Origin of the sequence: Chryseobacterium indologenes (assembly GCF_001295265.1) — a bacterium.
Lineage (GTDB): Bacteria > Bacteroidota > Bacteroidia > Flavobacteriales > Weeksellaceae > Chryseobacterium > Chryseobacterium indologenes_A.
Map to the genome: position 1 here is coordinate 105586 of NZ_LJOD01000004.1, position 16852 is coordinate 122437.

Consider the following 16852-nt stretch of genomic DNA (forward strand, 5'->3'; position numbering starts at 1 on the left):
ATGTTATACCCAAATTTAGCCATTATTTAAGCTATAATCAAAAACTGGGGATTACTTTAATAAATCTTTAACATTGATATATTGATTTAGAATGAATTAAATTTTTAAAAGATACAAAATATTTTAATCTGCACCGATATATTAAAGTTCTTATTCTTACCATTTTTCATGAATCATCAGTCTTCTTTAAATAAAAAAGCACGGAAGTCTATAGATCTCCGTGCTTTTCTTTAACAACAATTAAATTAACTTATTTATTCATAGACATCAGGAACTCTTCGTTGTTCAATGTTCCTTTGATGTTTTTATTCACAAATTCCATGGCTTCCACAGGATTCATTTCAGAAAGATACTTTCTCAGGATCCACATTCTCTGGGAAGTCACTTCATCAAGAAGAAGATCATCTCTACGCGTACTGGAAGAAACAAGATCAATGGCAGGATAGATTCTTCTGTTGGCAATTTTTCTGTCTAACTGAAGTTCCATGTTCCCTGTTCCTTTAAATTCTTCGAAGATCACTTCATCCATTTTAGAACCGGTATCAATAAGAGCCGTTGCAATAATCGTTAATGAACCTCCACCTTCAATTTTTCTGGCAGCCCCGAAAAATCTTTTTGGCTTGTGAAGGGCATTCGCATCAACACCACCGGAAAGAACTTTCCCGGATGCAGGTGTTACTGTATTGTAAGCTCTTGCCAGTCTGGTGATAGAATCCAGTAAGATTACTACATCATGACCGCATTCTACCATTCTTTGGGCTTTTGCCAGAACAAGGTTTGCTACTTTTACATGTTTTTCGGCTGCTTCATCAAATGTAGAGGCGATCACCTCTGCATTTACACTTCTTTCCATATCAGTAACTTCTTCAGGACGTTCGTCAATCAGAAGAACCATCATGTATACTTCAGGGTGGTTGGAAGCGATAGAATTGGCAATATCTTTAAGAAGCATGGTCTTACCCGTTTTAGGCTGGGCAACGATCATAGCTCTCTGTCCCTTTCCGATTGGGGCAAACAGGTCAACGATTCTTGTGGAAATTGTTGAATTGTTTCCGGCAAGATTGAATTTCTCTTCAGGGAAAAGCGGGGTTAAATATTCAAATGCGACACGGTCTTTGATAAAAGCAAGATCACGGCCGTTAACTTCTGTAGGTTTTAATAATGAAAAATATTTTTCACCTTCTTTCGGAAGTCTTACAATTCCTTTAACTGTATCTCCGGTTTTCAACCCATAATTTCTGATCTGTGCGGTAGAAACGTACACATCATCAGGGGAAGAGATATAGCTGAAATCTGATGAACGCAGGAACCCGTAATTATCAGGAAGGATTTCTAAAACTCCTTCAATGCTTACCATCCCATCGAAATTAAATTCTTTCTTAGGCTCGGTATGCTCTTCAGTCTTCTCAGCATGTCTGTGCTGATTCTGATTCTGATTTTGGTTCTGGTTTTGATTTTTATGCTGATTTCCGCTGTTTTGCGGATGATTGTGTCCTCTTTGGCTTTGAGGTCTGGCCTGAGACTGAGGGTTATTAGGCCTTTCTTCTGACGGAGCAGATTCTTTCGGTTCTGTGTTTTTTGGAGCTTCAGTCTTTTCCTGTGGGGCAGTTTCTGTATTGCCTGTATTGGCAGTAACTCTTTTTCTTTTCTTCTTGGCTGCTGTCTGTGCTGGTACTTCTTCAGGAGCCGCAGGGGCTTCAGCTTTTGGTTCTTCCGGTTGGGCTTCCTGAACTGCCGGAGCTATTTCTTCCTGCTTTTGTTCAGCTTTGGGTGCTTTTTCTGCCGGAGCTTTCGCTTCTGCTTTAGGCTTGGCCGCAGCTTTTTTGGGGGCCGCTTTTTTCGCAGGAGCTTTTGCAGGCTTCTCTGCTGGTGTCTCTTCAGTAGTCACACTGGTTTCTGTGGCGTTGAAATAATCTTTTGAGACTTTAGGATTAGAAGCCTGAAAGTCAAGAATAGCAAAGATCTTATCATTTTCATTGCTGTTTCTTGCAACTTTAACGCCCAAATCTTTTAAGATTTTAGTCAGTTCCGTTACGGATTTTGACCTTAACGTTTCTATGTTAAACATATTTAATGTAAAAATGTAATTAATTGTGAGTAAGAAAAGTAAGTCCGGTGACTTTTGTTTTCAAGTACATTGTATAATGCAAATCTACACTTATTTTTGAATTGTGCAAAATTTATATTATTTTTGCCTGGAATTTGAGATTCAATGCTACAGAGAATACAGACCATATGGACATTATTAGCAGTTTTAGCTGCTGTTTTTCTTTTTATTTCAGGACAGGATGTTGCTGTTTTCGGTAATATTCCGGTGATTGATATAAGCTGCATCGTGCTTGTTCTGGCAGGAGCATTGAGTATTTTCAGCTTTAAGAACAGAAAAAGACAAATTTTGCTGAATACCATCAGCATCATTATAAACGTTTTGTTGATTGGTGTATTGACGTACTGGTTACTAAACTTATCCGGAGGAATTCAGTTTCCTGAGAAGGGTATTGAGCCGGTTTTCCCATTGATCGCGGTGATCTGTCTGCTTATTGCAAACACCTATATCCGCAGAGATGAGAGGCTCGTAAAATCTGTAGACCGACTTCGATAGCCTTACAACGATTTTTTGAGTGAGAACAGTTCCGAAAGGAGCTGTTTTTTTGTTTCAACACCCTCAATTTAAACATTAAGCCGCCATTTGATCTCTTCTCAATATATATTAACGTGAGCTCAGGTGTGAAAAGCAGGAAGACAGGAGAAGGAAGCTGCAAGTTAATTTTAGGTATAGGTATTGAAAGTCACCAGAAAGTTAAATTAAATAAAAACAGATCAATTATTTGCTCTTGATGACTTTCATAACTTCCCTCTTCCGTCATCCAGCTTCAAACCTGCATCTATCAGATATTCTTATATTCTTATCCCGAACTGAGGTTATATTATTAATTTTATATATCTTCATGCAACATTTCCGCTAAGCATACGACAGATCATTCTAAAATAGTAATCAACATGAAAAAATTAGCATTTCTAGCTTTATCGGTATTTTCAATAGGTATCTCCGCTCAGGAAGTATCCAGAGAAAGAGTACAGACCATCCTTTCAACACTGGCTTCAGACGAAATGAAAGGCCGTGAGATCTGGACCCCGGAAAATGATAAGGCGGCCGAATACATCGCATCACTCTTTAAAGAAAACAATCTTGAATACTGTACCGGCAATTCTTACCTGATCCCATTCGAATACAAAGGAAAGAAAGCCTATAATGTATGCGGAATCAAAAAAGGAAAAACGGACAAATTTTTAGGATTTTCAGGGCACTTCGACCACATAGGAACCAGCGATAAAACCGGAGATAATATTTATAACGGTGCTGATGATGATGCCAGCGGAATTACTACCTTAACGGGTATTGCCGAATATTTTAAAAATAAAAAACCGGATTTCTCAATGGTGTTTATTGCATTTAACGGAGAGGAAAAAGGAATGCTGGGCTCCAAAGCTATCTCTACAGATGCCAACCTGGATAAAATCTACAATAATATGACCGCTCTTTTCAATTTTGAAATGGTGGCTACGGAATCCCAATGGGGTAAAAATGCACTGTTTATGACAGGCGACGAGTTTTCTGATCTTGATGAGCTGGTGAATAAAAATGCTGCCAACGGAATGAAAATCAATCCGGATCCTTATGCTTCACAGCAATTGTTTTACAGATCAGACAATGTAAGTTTCGTTAAAAAGAAAATCATTGCCCATTCATTCTCTACGGTAGATATGACAAAAGCCCACCACTACCACAACGAAAGTGATGATGTAAGTGTTGTGGATTTTGAAAACCTGACGAATATCATCAACAATTTCGGGAAAACGCTTGAAAAATTAAAGCCTTCCAATTTTGCTCCGAAATATAATGATAAAGTAAAATTTTAATAGAATAAAACCGCCGAAATGGCGGTTTATTCGTTATAAGCTCTTTCAGTCATCTTTAATCTGAGATGACAATAACATTCACTGCATATCGGACTTCGGATAAGAATTGTAACAAAATCAAATTTATAAACACCTATTAAATAAAGTAAAAAAAGATTTAGAACGTCTGTTCCTTTAATTTTACGTAATTTTGCTATCCAATTTTTCATTGAATGAAACCATTACAAAGAATACTTCATTTCGCAAAACCCCACCGGAAATACCTTTTCGGGAGTATGTTTTTCAATATCCTTTACTCATTGCTCAACATTTTATCCGTAGGAACAATGCTTCCTATTCTAGGATTGATGTTTGGCACCATTGAAAAACAGGATAAAGCTCCTGTATGGTCCGGAGAAATAGGCGATTATTTTGAATTTTTAAAGAATAAGGCTTATTATTTTGTACAGACAGAAATTGACCAGCATGGAGCTGTGCAGGTTTTAGCTGTTCTTTGTGCCATCACTGCAGTGTCATTTTTATTGAGAAATATTTTCAGATATATTGGCGCTTTCTTATTGGTTAACTACCGTGTGGGTATTACCCGTGATTTAAGAAGTGCCATGTATAATAAGTTTCTGCAGCTTCCTGTTTCTTTCTTTACGGAACAGAGAAAAGGAGATATGATGTCCAGAATTTCTAATGACATCGGAGGTGTGGAAGGTGGAATTATGGGGGTATTGGTTGATCTTATCAACGCTCCGTTCATGATTATCTCTTCTCTGATCGCTTTATTTCTATTATCCCCACAGCTTACCCTGTTCTCCTTAGTTGTTTTTCCTGTTATGGGACTTCTTATTTCGTGGACCGGGAAAAGCCTGAAAAAGCAGGCTTATCAGGCACAGGCGGAATTAGGAAATCTTTTTTCACTGGTAGATGAAACGTTAAAATCTTCAAAAGTAATCAAGATCTTCAATGCAGATAAAATCCTGAAGAACAGATTTAATCAGACAACGACCAACTGGCAGAATTTTGCCATTGATATGAGCAGAAGACGGGAATTAGCCTCTCCTATGAGCGAATTTCTAGGTTCAATTACCATTCTTATCATTACATGGTATGCCGGAACGCAGATTCTTGAGGAGCAGACGATGCAGCCTCAGGCTTTCCTTGTTTTCATAGGGATGTTTTTCCAGATCCTTGATCCTGCTAAAAAATTATCCAGCGCAATTTCTTCCATTCAGGGAGGAATGGCAAGTTTAGACAGGGTGGCAGAAGTTCTTGATTATGATCTGAAAGTAGAAGAAATTGCAGAACCCGTGTCTATCTCTACACTGAACAGCCAGATCGAATTCAGAAATATTGGTTTCTATTATGATAAAGATAATGTGATTCTTAAAAACTTTTCACTTGTTATCCCTAAAGGAAAAACCATTGCCCTTGTAGGACAAAGTGGAAGTGGAAAGACAACAATCGCCAATCTTCTTGCCAGATTCTATGACGTAAGTGAAGGAGAAATCCTGGTTGACGGAACCAATATCAAACATTTAAAGCTGAATGAATACCGTAAGCTTTTAGGAATGGTTACCCAAGAGTCCGTTTTATTTAATGATACGGTTTACAACAACATTTTAATGGGTAAACCAGAAGCAACAAGAGAAGAAGTAATTGCAGCAGCTAAAATAGCCAATGCCGATTCATTCATTACCCAGCTTCCTGAAGGCTATGATTCCAATATCGGGGATGATGGAGGAAAACTTTCCGGAGGACAGAAGCAAAGGGTTTCCATTGCCAGAGCAGTATTGAAAAATCCTCCTGTGATGATCCTTGATGAAGCTACTTCAGCCCTGGATACAGAATCCGAAAGATTTGTACAGGATGCCCTTGAGAAAATGATGGAAAACAGAACCTCGCTGGTGATTGCCCACAGGCTTTCCACCATTCAGAAAGCAGACTGGATTGTTGTAATGGAAAAAGGGGATATTGTAGAACAGGGAACCCACCATGAGCTGATCGCGAAAAAAGGAATGTACCACAAACTGGTAGAACTTCAGAATTTTGACTAATCGTTTATTGAATTAAATTTCATTCAAATGAACCCTATACAAGAGTACTTCTACAGAATCGATGAACCTGAAAGAAGTACTCTTTTGTTTTTACGCAAAAAGATCCTTGAATCTGATCCTGAAAATATCACCGAAACGCTAAGCTTCGGGCTTCCCTTCTTCAAGTATAAAAAGAAAATGCTGTGCTATCTCTATTACAGTAAAAAGCATAAGAAACATTATGTAAGCTTTTATCACGGAGACCGGCTTCATCATCCTGAGCTGCTTCAGGAAGACCGGAAAAAGTTTAAAATACTTCTTATTGATATGGAAAAAGATCTGCCCGTGGAGCTCATTATAAGCCTTACGGAAGAAGTTAAGAAATACATAAAATAAGAAAACAAAAAAAGACCGTTCAGTACGAACAGTCTTTTGATTTTATAATTTTTTGCAGCTTTTAATCTTTCATTCTTGCGATCACATCCAGACCTCCTTTTGTAATATCTCCGATCTTACAGATGATCTCGGTATCCAACGGCAGGAATACATCCATTCTTGATCCGAATTTAATGAAACCAAACTCATGTCCGGCTTTTGCCTGATCGCCTTCATTACAGTAGAAAACAATTCTTCTGGCCACATATCCTGCAATCTGTCTGAATACTACTTTATGATTCGTTGGTGTTTCTACTGCCACGGTTGTTCTTTCATTCTCTGTAGAAGACTTCTCATGCCATGCTACAAGATATTTTCCCGGATGATATTTTTTGTAGATTACCTTTCCTGAAACAGGATAACGGCAGATATGCACATTCAGGGGAGACATAAAAATGGAAACCTGAATCGCTTTTCCCTTCAGGAATTCATTTTCCTCCACTTCTTTAATCATCACCACTTTCCCGTCTACCGGAGCAACTACATTCTCCCTGTGTTCTAAGATATCACGGTTCGGAACTCTGAAAAACCAAAACACCAGGCTGTAAATAATCAGCAGAGGCATAATGATCAGCAGCGACCACATCTTTAAAAAATAGATTGCCAGCGCCCCCAGTATAATAAAAACGATGGTGGCTACGGTGATCGTTCCTTTCGATTCTCTGTGTAATTTCATGAGATTAAATAAATTTTTCTAAAATAAAGTACAAATATACGACAGGAACGCAGATAATAAAACTATCCAGCCTGTCTAATACTCCTCCGTGTCCCGGAATGATGTTTCCGCTGTCTTTTACGCCGAAATTTCTTTTCAGCTGGCTTTCCACCAGATCCCCCAGTGGGGCAAAAGCAGCGACCAGGAACCCTACGATCATCCAGTTCCCTCTGAGTTCGGGCTGATAATGTTCTATAAAGTAGGATAAAACCAATGTTAGCACTACCCCACCTGCATACCCTTCCCAGGTTTTTTTAGGCGAAATTTTAGGAGCCATTTTATGTTTTCCGAAAAACTTGCCTACCAGATAAGCAAAGGTATCACTGCTCCAGATCAGAATGAACAAAAAGAGTACTTCCAGCGAAAAAGTTTCATTATAGCTGGAATATTTGGGAAGCCCTAATGCAAAGCTGAACGGAAGTGCCACATAAATCACGGTAAAGATCAGTTTTCCGCTGTCGTAATACAGTTCATTAGGGTATTTGAATAAGGTAACCACAGCAATTGCAATGAGAGCCAGGGCCAGTATTTCGCTCAGCCTGAAATCAAAGAAGAAATCGTGGTGAAAATATCTTTTGGAAAAAACATAGAAAATAAAAATGACCAACGGAAATACAATCCATTTTTCATAGCCTTTTCCAAATTTCATGATTTTGATACATTCCCAGGAACCTACAACCAGCAAAAGGGTAATTAATCCGTGATACAGATATTCCTGTTTGATAAGTCCCGGAGAAATGCTGTTGATGAGCTGTGCTCCCAGCGGAGTGGTACACAGGATAATCACAGCCACGTAAACAAGTCCGGAAAGGGTTCTTTGAATAAGGTTTTTGTCCAAAATGTAGAGTTTATAAGTTGATGCTTAATCTTCAAGCAGCAATAAAAAAAGTTTTGTATTGGTATTGGAAGAATCTAATTTCGACTGGCTTCCGCTGATGGAAGTCAGGTTCTTAATATTACCGTTTCTTTTTATTTTTCCCATTGCATCATTCAGGTTGTTCACAATCTGGGATACATTGGCCATAATAATGATTTTATTGGGCAGTCTTGAAGAATGGTAGTGAAGAATATTGTTGTGGGAAAGCATAATCCTTCCGTCATAAGCAATAAGGTATTCACAGGTAATGAACGCAGCATTATTGGAATGTTCCAGCTCTGAAGTGTATGGCGTTTTTATAACGTTTAAAAAACTCTGCAGTTCTTTGTCCCAGCAGAAAGTACTGCTGATACCTTCTATCTTGATAATTTGATTTAAAGTCTGTAGAGCCTCCGCTTCATCCGCACAATAATTAAAAAATCCCCCTGAATGCGTAAATAACTGCGCAAACTTATAATCAAGATCCGCATTTTTCAGCGAATCCCCTAGCTTCTCCAGGCTCTGTTGATCCTCTTCCTCAGGCTGGTTGGTCAGTTTGCTTACAATCCTCTTGAATAAATTCAACTTAATCTATTTTTAGTCAACTTTATACAAAAATAGAAATAAATTACAATAGATTCTAAAAATGTCTATTTAAATATGAAAAAACCTGACAATTTTAAGACTGTCAGGTTTTTATTTATCTGTTTTTCAGAAGTTTTAAAGCTGTGTAGGACTCTCAGGAGCCTGGATTTCACTTTCTTCTTCTTTTTCTCTGATCTGAGGTTCCTCAGTTTCTGTTTTTTCCTTTTCTTTCTCAGGAATGGTATTTGTTACGGGTTTCTCTGTCAATTCAGGATCCCATGCTCTTTTCCCGAATATTTCTTCCAGGTCTTCGCGGAAAATCACTTCTTTTTCTAAAAGCTTATTCGCTAAAGCATCCAGTTTATCTTTATTATCAGTAAGAATTCTTACTGCTCTTTCATACTGGTTTTCGATGATTGATTTGATCTCTGCATCTATTTTGGTAGCAGTTTCTTCAGAATAAGGTTTCCCGAAACTATATTCAGATTGGCCTGAGCTGTCGTAATATGAAATATTCCCGATATTTTCACTCAACCCGTAGATGGTAACCATCGCCTGAGCACGTTTTGTTACTTTTTCAAGATCGGATAATGCTCCTGTAGAGATATTATTGAAAATCACCTGTTCAGCAGCTCTTCCTCCCAGTGTGGCACACATTTCATCAAGCATTTGCTGAGTAGTCGTCAGCTGTCTTTCTTCCGGCAGATACCAGGCAGCCCCCAGAGACTGTCCTCTTGGAACAATAGTCACTTTTAAAAGCGGTGCCGCATGTTCTACAAGCCAGCTCACAGTTGCGTGTCCTGCCTCGTGGAAAGCTACTCTTCTTTTCTCAGATGGCTTTATGGCCATGTTTTTCTTTTCAAGACCGCCGATGATTCTGTCTACGGCATCCAGGAAATCCTGTTTTGTTACTGAAGTATGGCTATTTCTTGCTGCAATTAATGCTGCTTCGTTACATACATTGGCAATATCTGCTCCACTGAATCCAGGAGTTTGTTTTGCTAAGAAATCTCTGTCAACATTCTCGTCAAGCTTAATCTTCTTCAAATGTACATCAAAGATCTGTCTTCTTTCGTGAAGTTCAGGAAGGTCCACATAGATAGAACGGTCAAAACGTCCTGCTCTCATCAAAGCTTTATCAAGGATATCAGCTCTGTTGGTTGCTGCCATTACAATAACGTTCACGTCTGTTCCGAAACCGTCCATTTCCGTAAGAAGCTGGTTCAGGGTATTCTCTCTTTCATCGTTTCCGCCTGAGAAATTATTTTTTCCTCTTGCACGACCGATAGCATCAATCTCGTCGATGAAGATAATAGCCGGAGATTTTGCTTTAGCCTGAGCAAAAAGGTCTCTTACTCTGGAAGCACCTACTCCTACGAACATTTCCACAAAATCGGAACCTGAAAGTGAGAAAAACGGAACTTTGGCTTCTCCAGCAACAGCTTTTGCCAATAAGGTTTTACCGGTTCCCGGAGGCCCTACTAAAAGGACTCCTTTAGGAATTTTACCTCCAAGCTTGGTATATTTTTCAGAGTTTTTAAGGAAGTCTACAACCTCCTGTACCTCTTCTTTAGCCCCTTCAAGACCTGCAACATCTTTAAATGTTACCTGGATTCTTTCTTTTTCATCAAAAAGCTTCGCCTTAGATTTTCCGATAGAGAAGATTTGTCCTCCAGGACCTCCGCCTCCACCCATCTTTCTGAAAAGAAGGAAGTAGAATAATCCTAAAATAGCAATCCATATCAATGCAGATACCAGGATATCCATAAATGGATTTTTACCGGCTCCGTAATCTTTGGTGGTTTTAATGGCTGCATTAGAAGCTTTAAGCTGTTCAAATTTCTGAAGGAAAAGCTGCAGATCTCCGTATTTTACAGAATAATCTGCTCTGGGAGCCATATCGAACGCAGAAAGAGGGTTACTCTCATTGGCAGATTTTTTTACCATTGCCGCTTTTGCTTCCTTGGTAAGGAAAACATCAGCTTTTTCTGTGTCCTTGTATATAATAATATTCTGGACCTTTCCCGCCTGCATCTCTCTGAAGAAACCATCTTCATCAATAGATTTTGCACTCTCGCCTCCTAAAAAATTGGAACCAAAGAATAACAAAAGACCTATGATCACAATTGGAAAAAACCAGTTGAATCCTTTATTGTTCATTTATACTTTTTAAAATTTAATATTTACTTTCAATTTTTGTAATGGCTGCATCTCCCCAAAGTTCTTCAATATCATAATACTCACGTACTTCTTTCTGGAAAATATGCACCACTACGGTAACGTAATCAACCAACACCCACATCGCATTTTCTGTACCTTCTACATGCCATGGTCTGTCTTTAAGTTCGTTTCTTACTTTTTTCTCTACGCTGCCTGCAAGTGCGGCTACCTGCGTATTTGAGTTTCCACTACATATTACAAACGTTTCTGCTACTGAGTTTTCAATCTTGGACAGATCGAAGATCATGATATCTTCTCCCTTTACATCCTGAAGAGCTTCAACGATTTTATCTAATAATTCTTGCTTTTCTGCTGTTTTATTCATTAAAAAAATACTATAATCTGCAAATTTATTGTTTTTTCTTTACTTTAGCCTTACTTTTAGGCCCTGAAAGTCTTAAAGTTTTCTTAAATGACCCAACTATTCTACCTAAAAGACTGCTCTTCTACTAATGACGAAATTTCTAAGTTTTTACTTTATGAAAATTCAGATTTTATAGGGCTGCACACCTTCAACCAAACCAAAGGCCGCGGACAGTACGGAAATACATGGGCCTCACTTGCCGGAAAGAATCTTGCTTATACGCTGGCTGTGAAGACACAAAACTTTTTACTCTCTGATTTCCTGTTCAATTATTATACCGCAATCATTATCCGGGATTTCCTTGCCAATTTGACTGATCATGAGGTAAAAATAAAATGGCCGAATGATATCATCCTTAAAAGTAAAAAAATTACAGGGATTCTGATTGAAAAGAAAAAAATTAATCAAAAAAATTATTTCATCATAGGGGCCGGCTTTAATATTCTTCAGGAAAATTTTGATGAAATATCCCATGCTGGCTCTATTCTGTCGCTGACAGGCAAAGTTTTTAACCTTGATGACTTTACGTTACAGCTTCATGATTTTATTGTTGAAAGACTGAAAAATCCCCCTTCTGAAGAGGAAATTTTAAACCTTTTCAACCAATATTTATTCCGAAAAGATGAAATTTCAGTTTTTGAAATTGAAAAAAAGCGCCAAAATGGCATCATCCGCCATGCAGACGAAAAGGGTGAACTCTGGATTGAGCTGGAAAATGACGGCATGAAGAAGTTTTACCATAAAGAGATAAAACTCCTTTACTGATCTTACTGATTAGCCCTTTTAAGGTACAAATACATGGTGAGCGGAAAAAACACCATATTAGGCAGCCACATGGCTACCGCAGGCGATAAACTTTTGTTTTCAGAAACGACCTTCAATGCTTCAAAAGAGAACACAAAAACAAAAGCCAAAGAGATTCCTATCGCAAGATTAATCCCAAGCCCTCCTCTTTTTTTCTGGGAAGCCAGCGAAAGCGCAAGGAATGTCAGGATAATAATGGAAACCGGCATAGATGTTCTTTGATGAAGCTCATTGAGGTAAGAATTCAGGTTGCTGTTTCCTTTTTCTTTCTCACGATCGATAAACTTAACGAGTTCCGGTGTTGTTTTATTCTGTCCGAGAAGTTCGTTAGGGAAAAGTTCTTCGGGAGAATGTCCGTAGCTTTTTCTAACATCAAAGCCACTATTCAGCTTTTCTGTATCGTCTTTGTTGATGGTTTTTTCAAGATAACTTGAAAGCACAAACTGTTTTTTATCTTTATCCCAGGAAACTTCAGAGGCTTTCAGCTCATACATTAGCTTTCTGTTTTTATCAAACTTCTGATAAACGAAACCTGAGCCTCTCTTCTCCAATTTATTCCATGAATTAACGAATATGTATTCTGTTTTGCTGAGCTGTGCAGATGCTGGAGCCGTTCCCAGAATTTTTTCTTTATTGGCAGCATTATAGGTATAGGCCTCCAATCTGTTTTTCTTAATATTTGCCCACGGAAGAACGAGATGATTCACCGCAAGAGATAATACGGCGATCAGAATTGAGGTGTACAAATAAGGTTTTGCGAACCTGTGAAAACTGGCACCGCTGCTGATTACCGCAACAATTTCGGTATTATTGGCCATTCTGGAGGTGAAGTAAATCACGGAAATAAATACCAGAATAGACAGGAACGTTACCACAAGATTGAGAATCCAGAAGGGATAAAAGTGAATAAGAAAGTACATCAGATCCAGCTTCGCATCGATAGCCTTTGCATTTTCTATTCTGGGAATCTTTTGCTGGACATCAATGACCAGTACAACTATAGACAGCAGGATCAGCATGAAACTGAATGTTCCAAGATATTTTTTAATGATGTATCTGTCTATAATTTTGATCATGTCCTTTCTTTATTTTAAAGCCTTTGTCTCAATACCGGAACTATAGAATTTTTCCACTCATAGAAATCTCCTGCCATGATATGTTCTCTGGCTACTTTTACCAGATCAAGATAAAATGCAAGGTTGTGAATGGACGCAATCTGTTTTGCCAGATATTCCTTGGATACAAACAGATGACGAAGGTAAGCTTTTGAGTATTCTTTGTCTACGAAGCTTGTTCCGAACTCATCCAGAGGCGAGAAATCAGCTTTCCATTTTTCATTTTTCATATTCATAACACCCTGCCACGTAAAAAGCATTGCGTTTCTTGCGTTTCTTGTTGGCATAACACAATCCATCATATCAATCCCCAAGCCGATAGACTCCAATATATTCCACGGAGTTCCCACTCCCATAAGATATCTTGGTTTTTCTTTTGGAAGGATATCCGTTACCTCGTCAGTAATTCTGTACATTTCTTCTTCAGGCTCTCCTACGGAAAGTCCTCCGATGGCATTTCCTTCGGCACCGGCTTCCGAAATCACTTCTGCGGATATTTTTCTGAGATCCGAATAAGTAGATCCCTGAACGATAGGGAAAAGCCTCTGCTTATGTCCATACAGTTCTTTATTCTCTTCTGTCCAGTCAATACATCTTTTCAGCCACCTGTGGGTAAGCTCCATTGATGTTTTAGCCTGATTGTATTCACACGGATAGGGTGTACACTCGTCAAAAGCCATGAAAATATCAGCTCCGATCTGTCTCTGGATCTCCATAGACTTTTCTGGCGTAAACATATGATAGCTTCCGTCGATATGAGATTTGAATTTCACCCCTTCTTCAGACATTTTTCTGCTTTTGGAAAGTGAAAACACCTGAAAGCCTCCTGAATCAGTAAGAATCGGAAGGTCCCAATTCATGAACTGATGAAGTCCTCCCGCCTGCTGCATGATCTCCATTCCGGGACGAAGATACAAATGATAGGTATTTCCCAGAATAATCTGGGCTTTAATGTCTTCTTTTAATTCTCTCTGATGAACTGTCTTTACACTGGCAACTGTTCCCACAGGCATGAAAATAGGAGTTTGTATCTTCCCGTGGTCTGTGGTAATTTCTCCTGCTCTTGCTTTTCCTTCAGAGGTTTTCTCTATATTAAAAAATTTCATCTGTATATTTTTTTTCTTAACCGCTGTAAACGGCTGGTGTTTCTGCGGATGAAACACAGTTCTTCATTATGATTATCTGTTCAGAACCGGCAGATCTCCCCTGTTCTTCATTTTATCCTTTATATATTTTTCCGCTTTGGGATCTTTTTTTAACAATATAAGCTGGGATTCTTCTGCAATTTCCTTCATCTGATCTTTAACAACATAATATTTGAAGCTTTCTACAAAATCTTCAGATTTTACATTATGCGTTTTCAATACAAATCTTGTTCCTGCTTCTAAATTTTTGTTCGGATACATAGTAATAGCCTGATCATTAAGCGCAAGATCCGCCAGAATCTCAGCCATGACATCTTTATCGAGAAGGTTTTTAGGCTTATCGATATAGTCTCCGCACGAAAACATGCACATCATTACAAAAATGAAGATCAGCTTTTTCATAACCGGTTGATTATTGATTTCCATTTTAAATTTAAAACCCCGAAAACGGCTTCATGAATAATTCCCCCGTTCATTTTACTTTCGCCCAAAATTCTGTTGGTAAATATAATAGGAACCTCCACAATTCTGAACCCTCTTTTGAAAGCCCTGAATTTCATTTCAATCTGGAATCCGTATCCTTTTAGTTTCACATTGTCAAGTCCTATCTCTTCCAGTACTTTTCTGGAGAAGCAGACAAAACCGGCTGTTGTATCATGAATAGGAAGTCCCAGAATAAATCGTACATACTTGGATGCAAAATAAGAAAGAAGGACTCTCCCCATGGGCCAGTTGACCACATTCACTCCTTTAGAATAGCGGGATCCGATGGCCATATCTGCCTGAAGACAGGCTTCAAAAAGCTTAGGAAGGTCATTGGGATTATGCGAAAAATCGGCATCCATTTCAAAAATGTAGTCGTATCTGTTTTCAATAGCCCATTTAAACCCGTGGATATAGGCTTTTCCCAGACCATCTTTTACGTGTCTCACAGAGAGATGGAGATAGTGAGGGAATTTTTTCTGAAGGTCTTTAACCACTTCAGCTGTTCCGTCCGGAGAGGAGTCATCCACAACCAGAATATGAAAGTCATCTTCCAATGCGAAAACCGCGGAAATAATATTTTCAATATTTTCCTTTTCGTTATAGGTTGGGATAATGACTAGTTTTTTCATTTCAGTTTGCAAAGATAGTTTATTTAACCTTTTTATTTTATACAAAATAATCTATAATTTTGCAAAAAATATTCCTTTGCCGTTATCACAAAATTTTATAAACCACGTAAGAATACCTGAGAACAATGATTGGGTAATTTTTATCCTGCTGGGATGCATATTTTTATATGTCTTCATGATGAATATTATAGAAAGGGATGCCAGCCTGAAAGATTTTCTGCTGCAGAAATATTTTGATGCAAGCAATAACCTGCCAAGCTGGATGATTACTTCCTGCGTAACAGCGCTTACTCTTTCTGTTCTCATCTCGCAGTATATTCCGATAGTTCCGAAATACATCGCCGACCTTCAGCTGTTTGGGTACCAGCTTAATAAATTCGGGTATACATTTCTGGCGGTTGTCATTTTTTACCTGACAAAATCTGCATTAGGTTTTTTATTTTATCAAAGTATAGGTGATGGTAAAAAATGGTCTGTTTTTTATTTCACCTCTACCAAATTTTATTTTATCCTGTCATTTTTATTAATAATTCTTTGTGTAACCCACTATTATTTCCCTGTAGACAGAAATAAAATGTTTTTATATTATTTTTCATTCTTTGCATTTGTATTCATTTTCAAGGTTTTCTTCTATCTGTTTCACAAAAACAATATTCTTCCTCAAAAATGGTATTATAAATTTTTGTATATTTGCACCCTCCAAATTGCACCTTTATTGCTGCTTTGGAAGTTGTTATTTTTTTAATAAAAGTCAATGATGAGAATAAAGTCTATATTGGTTTCTCAACCAGCGCCAAGTGAGTCCTCTCCATATCTGGATATAGCGAAGAAGGAAAAGATAAAGATTGATTTCCGCCCTTTCATCCACGTCGAAGGAGTTGACAACAAAGAACTCAGAACGCAGAAGATAGATCTGACGCAGTATACCGGTATTATTTTTACCAGTAAAAATGCGATAGACCACTACTTCAGACTTGCTGAAGAGCTTCGCTTTTCAGTTCCTGATACGATGAGATACATCTGTCAGTCTGAAGCTATTGCCAACTATCTGCAGAAACATATTGTATACAGAAAAAGAAAGATCAGCTTCGGAGAAAAAAATTTCTCGGACCTTCTTCCTCTTTTCAAAAAATTCCCATCTGAAAAATACCTTCTGCCGTCTTCAGACGTGCTGAGCCCCGATATTGTAAAAACACTGGATACTGCCAATGTAGACTGGACAAGAGCAATCATGTACAGAACAGTATGCAGCGATCTTACGGATATTACCATTAAGGATTATGATATGCTGATCTTTTTCAGCCCTCAGGGAATCAAATCTCTTCAGCAGAACTTCCCTGACTTTAAACAGGAAGAAACAAAGATCGGTGTTTTCGGAAACACGACACTGGCAGCTGCCGAAGAAGCAGGATTAAAAGTAGATCTTATGGCTCCTACAAAGGAAACTCCATCTATGACTATGGCTCTGGAAAAGTATATTAAGGCTCTTCACAAGTAATCTTTTATACAGAAAATAAATAAGGCCGTCTTTTCATACAGGAAAGATGGCTTTT

17 protein-coding genes are annotated in these 16852 nt (G+C 38.2%); 7 read left to right on the forward strand and 10 right to left on the reverse strand.

Translation table 11 applies throughout. The annotated features are described in order from the left end of the window. Positions 1–250: 250 nt before the first annotated feature. Positions 251–2068, reverse strand: coding sequence for a transcription termination factor Rho (gene rho, locus AOB46_RS08065; RefSeq protein WP_062698108.1), 1818 nt, complete (start codon positions 2066–2068; stop codon positions 251–253). Between the two features lie 144 nt (positions 2069–2212). Between rho and AOB46_RS08070 the strand changes: the two genes are divergently transcribed. From AOB46_RS08070 to AOB46_RS08090, 4 genes are all read left to right on the forward strand, one after another. Then, positions 2213–2602, forward strand: coding sequence for a DUF4293 family protein (locus AOB46_RS08070; RefSeq protein ID WP_062698110.1), 390 nt, complete (start codon positions 2213–2215; stop codon positions 2600–2602). A gap of 398 nt (positions 2603–3000) precedes the next feature. Next, on the forward strand, positions 3001–3921 hold the full coding sequence (locus tag AOB46_RS08075) for a M28 family metallopeptidase (RefSeq protein WP_062698112.1): 921 nt from the start codon (positions 3001–3003) through the stop codon (positions 3919–3921). Positions 3922–4133: 212 nt separating this feature from the next. Then, the gene (locus AOB46_RS08085; RefSeq protein ID WP_062698116.1) at positions 4134–5966 is read left to right on the forward strand and encodes an ABC transporter ATP-binding protein; all 1833 of its coding nucleotides are present in this window, start codon (positions 4134–4136) and stop codon (positions 5964–5966) included. A gap of 27 nt (positions 5967–5993) precedes the next feature. Beyond that, on the forward strand, positions 5994–6341 hold the full coding sequence (locus AOB46_RS08090) for a DUF1801 domain-containing protein (RefSeq protein WP_062698118.1): 348 nt from the start codon (positions 5994–5996) through the stop codon (positions 6339–6341). 61 nt (positions 6342–6402) lie between these two features. On the opposite strand, the gene AOB46_RS08095 is transcribed toward AOB46_RS08090, so the two are convergent. The 5 genes from AOB46_RS08095 to rsfS all read right to left on the reverse strand — a co-directional run bounded on the left by AOB46_RS08095 (position 6403) and on the right by rsfS (position 11081). Then, positions 6403–7056 carry a phosphatidylserine decarboxylase family protein gene (locus tag AOB46_RS08095; RefSeq protein ID WP_062698120.1) on the reverse strand — a complete coding sequence of 218 codons (654 nt, stop codon included), beginning with the start codon at positions 7054–7056 and terminating at the stop codon, positions 6403–6405. A gap of 4 nt (positions 7057–7060) precedes the next feature. After that, on the reverse strand, positions 7061–7933 hold the full coding sequence (locus AOB46_RS08100; RefSeq protein ID WP_062698122.1) for a phosphatidate cytidylyltransferase: 873 nt from the start codon (positions 7931–7933) through the stop codon (positions 7061–7063). Positions 7934–7957: 24 nt separating this feature from the next. Further along, positions 7958–8536, reverse strand: a complete 579-nt coding sequence (locus AOB46_RS08105; RefSeq protein ID WP_062698124.1) for an LUD domain-containing protein — start codon at positions 8534–8536, stop codon at positions 7958–7960. Positions 8537–8671: 135 nt separating this feature from the next. After that, positions 8672–10696 carry an ATP-dependent zinc metalloprotease FtsH gene (gene ftsH, locus AOB46_RS08110; protein WP_062698126.1) on the reverse strand — a complete coding sequence of 675 codons (2025 nt, stop codon included), beginning with the start codon at positions 10694–10696 and terminating at the stop codon, positions 8672–8674. A 16-nt stretch (positions 10697–10712) separates the two neighbouring features. Next, positions 10713–11081 (reverse strand): ribosome silencing factor, encoded by a 369-nt coding sequence (rsfS, locus tag AOB46_RS08115; RefSeq protein ID WP_062698128.1) that lies wholly within the window; start codon positions 11079–11081, stop codon positions 10713–10715. Positions 11082–11168: 87 nt separating this feature from the next. On the opposite strand from rsfS, the gene AOB46_RS08120 reads away from it, so the two are divergent. Further along, positions 11169–11885, forward strand: coding sequence for a biotin--[acetyl-CoA-carboxylase] ligase (locus AOB46_RS08120; RefSeq protein WP_062698130.1), 717 nt, complete (start codon positions 11169–11171; stop codon positions 11883–11885). 2 nt (positions 11886–11887) lie between these two features. Here AOB46_RS08120 and AOB46_RS08125 read toward each other — a convergent pair whose 3' ends face one another. The 4 genes from AOB46_RS08125 to AOB46_RS08140 all read right to left on the reverse strand — a co-directional run bounded on the left by AOB46_RS08125 (position 11888) and on the right by AOB46_RS08140 (position 15299). Beyond that, on the reverse strand, positions 11888–12997 hold the full coding sequence (locus tag AOB46_RS08125; protein ID WP_062698472.1) for an LptF/LptG family permease: 1110 nt from the start codon (positions 12995–12997) through the stop codon (positions 11888–11890). 17 nt (positions 12998–13014) lie between these two features. Next, positions 13015–14145: a tRNA guanosine(34) transglycosylase Tgt gene (gene tgt, locus AOB46_RS08130; protein WP_062698474.1), complete on the reverse strand. Its 1131-nt coding sequence runs from the start codon at positions 14143–14145 to the stop codon at positions 13015–13017. Between the two features lie 72 nt (positions 14146–14217). Next, positions 14218–14586: a DUF4296 domain-containing protein gene (locus tag AOB46_RS08135; protein WP_082377053.1), complete on the reverse strand. Its 369-nt coding sequence runs from the start codon at positions 14584–14586 to the stop codon at positions 14218–14220. Beyond that, entirely contained in the window at positions 14583–15299 is a 717-nt protein-coding gene (locus AOB46_RS08140; protein WP_062698135.1) for a polyprenol monophosphomannose synthase, read from the reverse strand. The genes AOB46_RS08135 and AOB46_RS08140 overlap by 4 nt, the downstream gene beginning before the upstream one ends. 76 nt (positions 15300–15375) lie before the next feature. On the opposite strand from AOB46_RS08140, the gene AOB46_RS08145 reads away from it, so the two are divergent. Next, positions 15376–16044, forward strand: a complete 669-nt coding sequence (locus AOB46_RS08145; protein WP_062698137.1) for a DUF4271 domain-containing protein — start codon at positions 15376–15378, stop codon at positions 16042–16044. Positions 16045–16056: 12 nt separating this feature from the next. Next, positions 16057–16797, forward strand: coding sequence for a uroporphyrinogen-III synthase (locus tag AOB46_RS08150; protein WP_062698139.1), 741 nt, complete (start codon positions 16057–16059; stop codon positions 16795–16797). Positions 16798–16852: the final 55 nt, after the last annotated feature.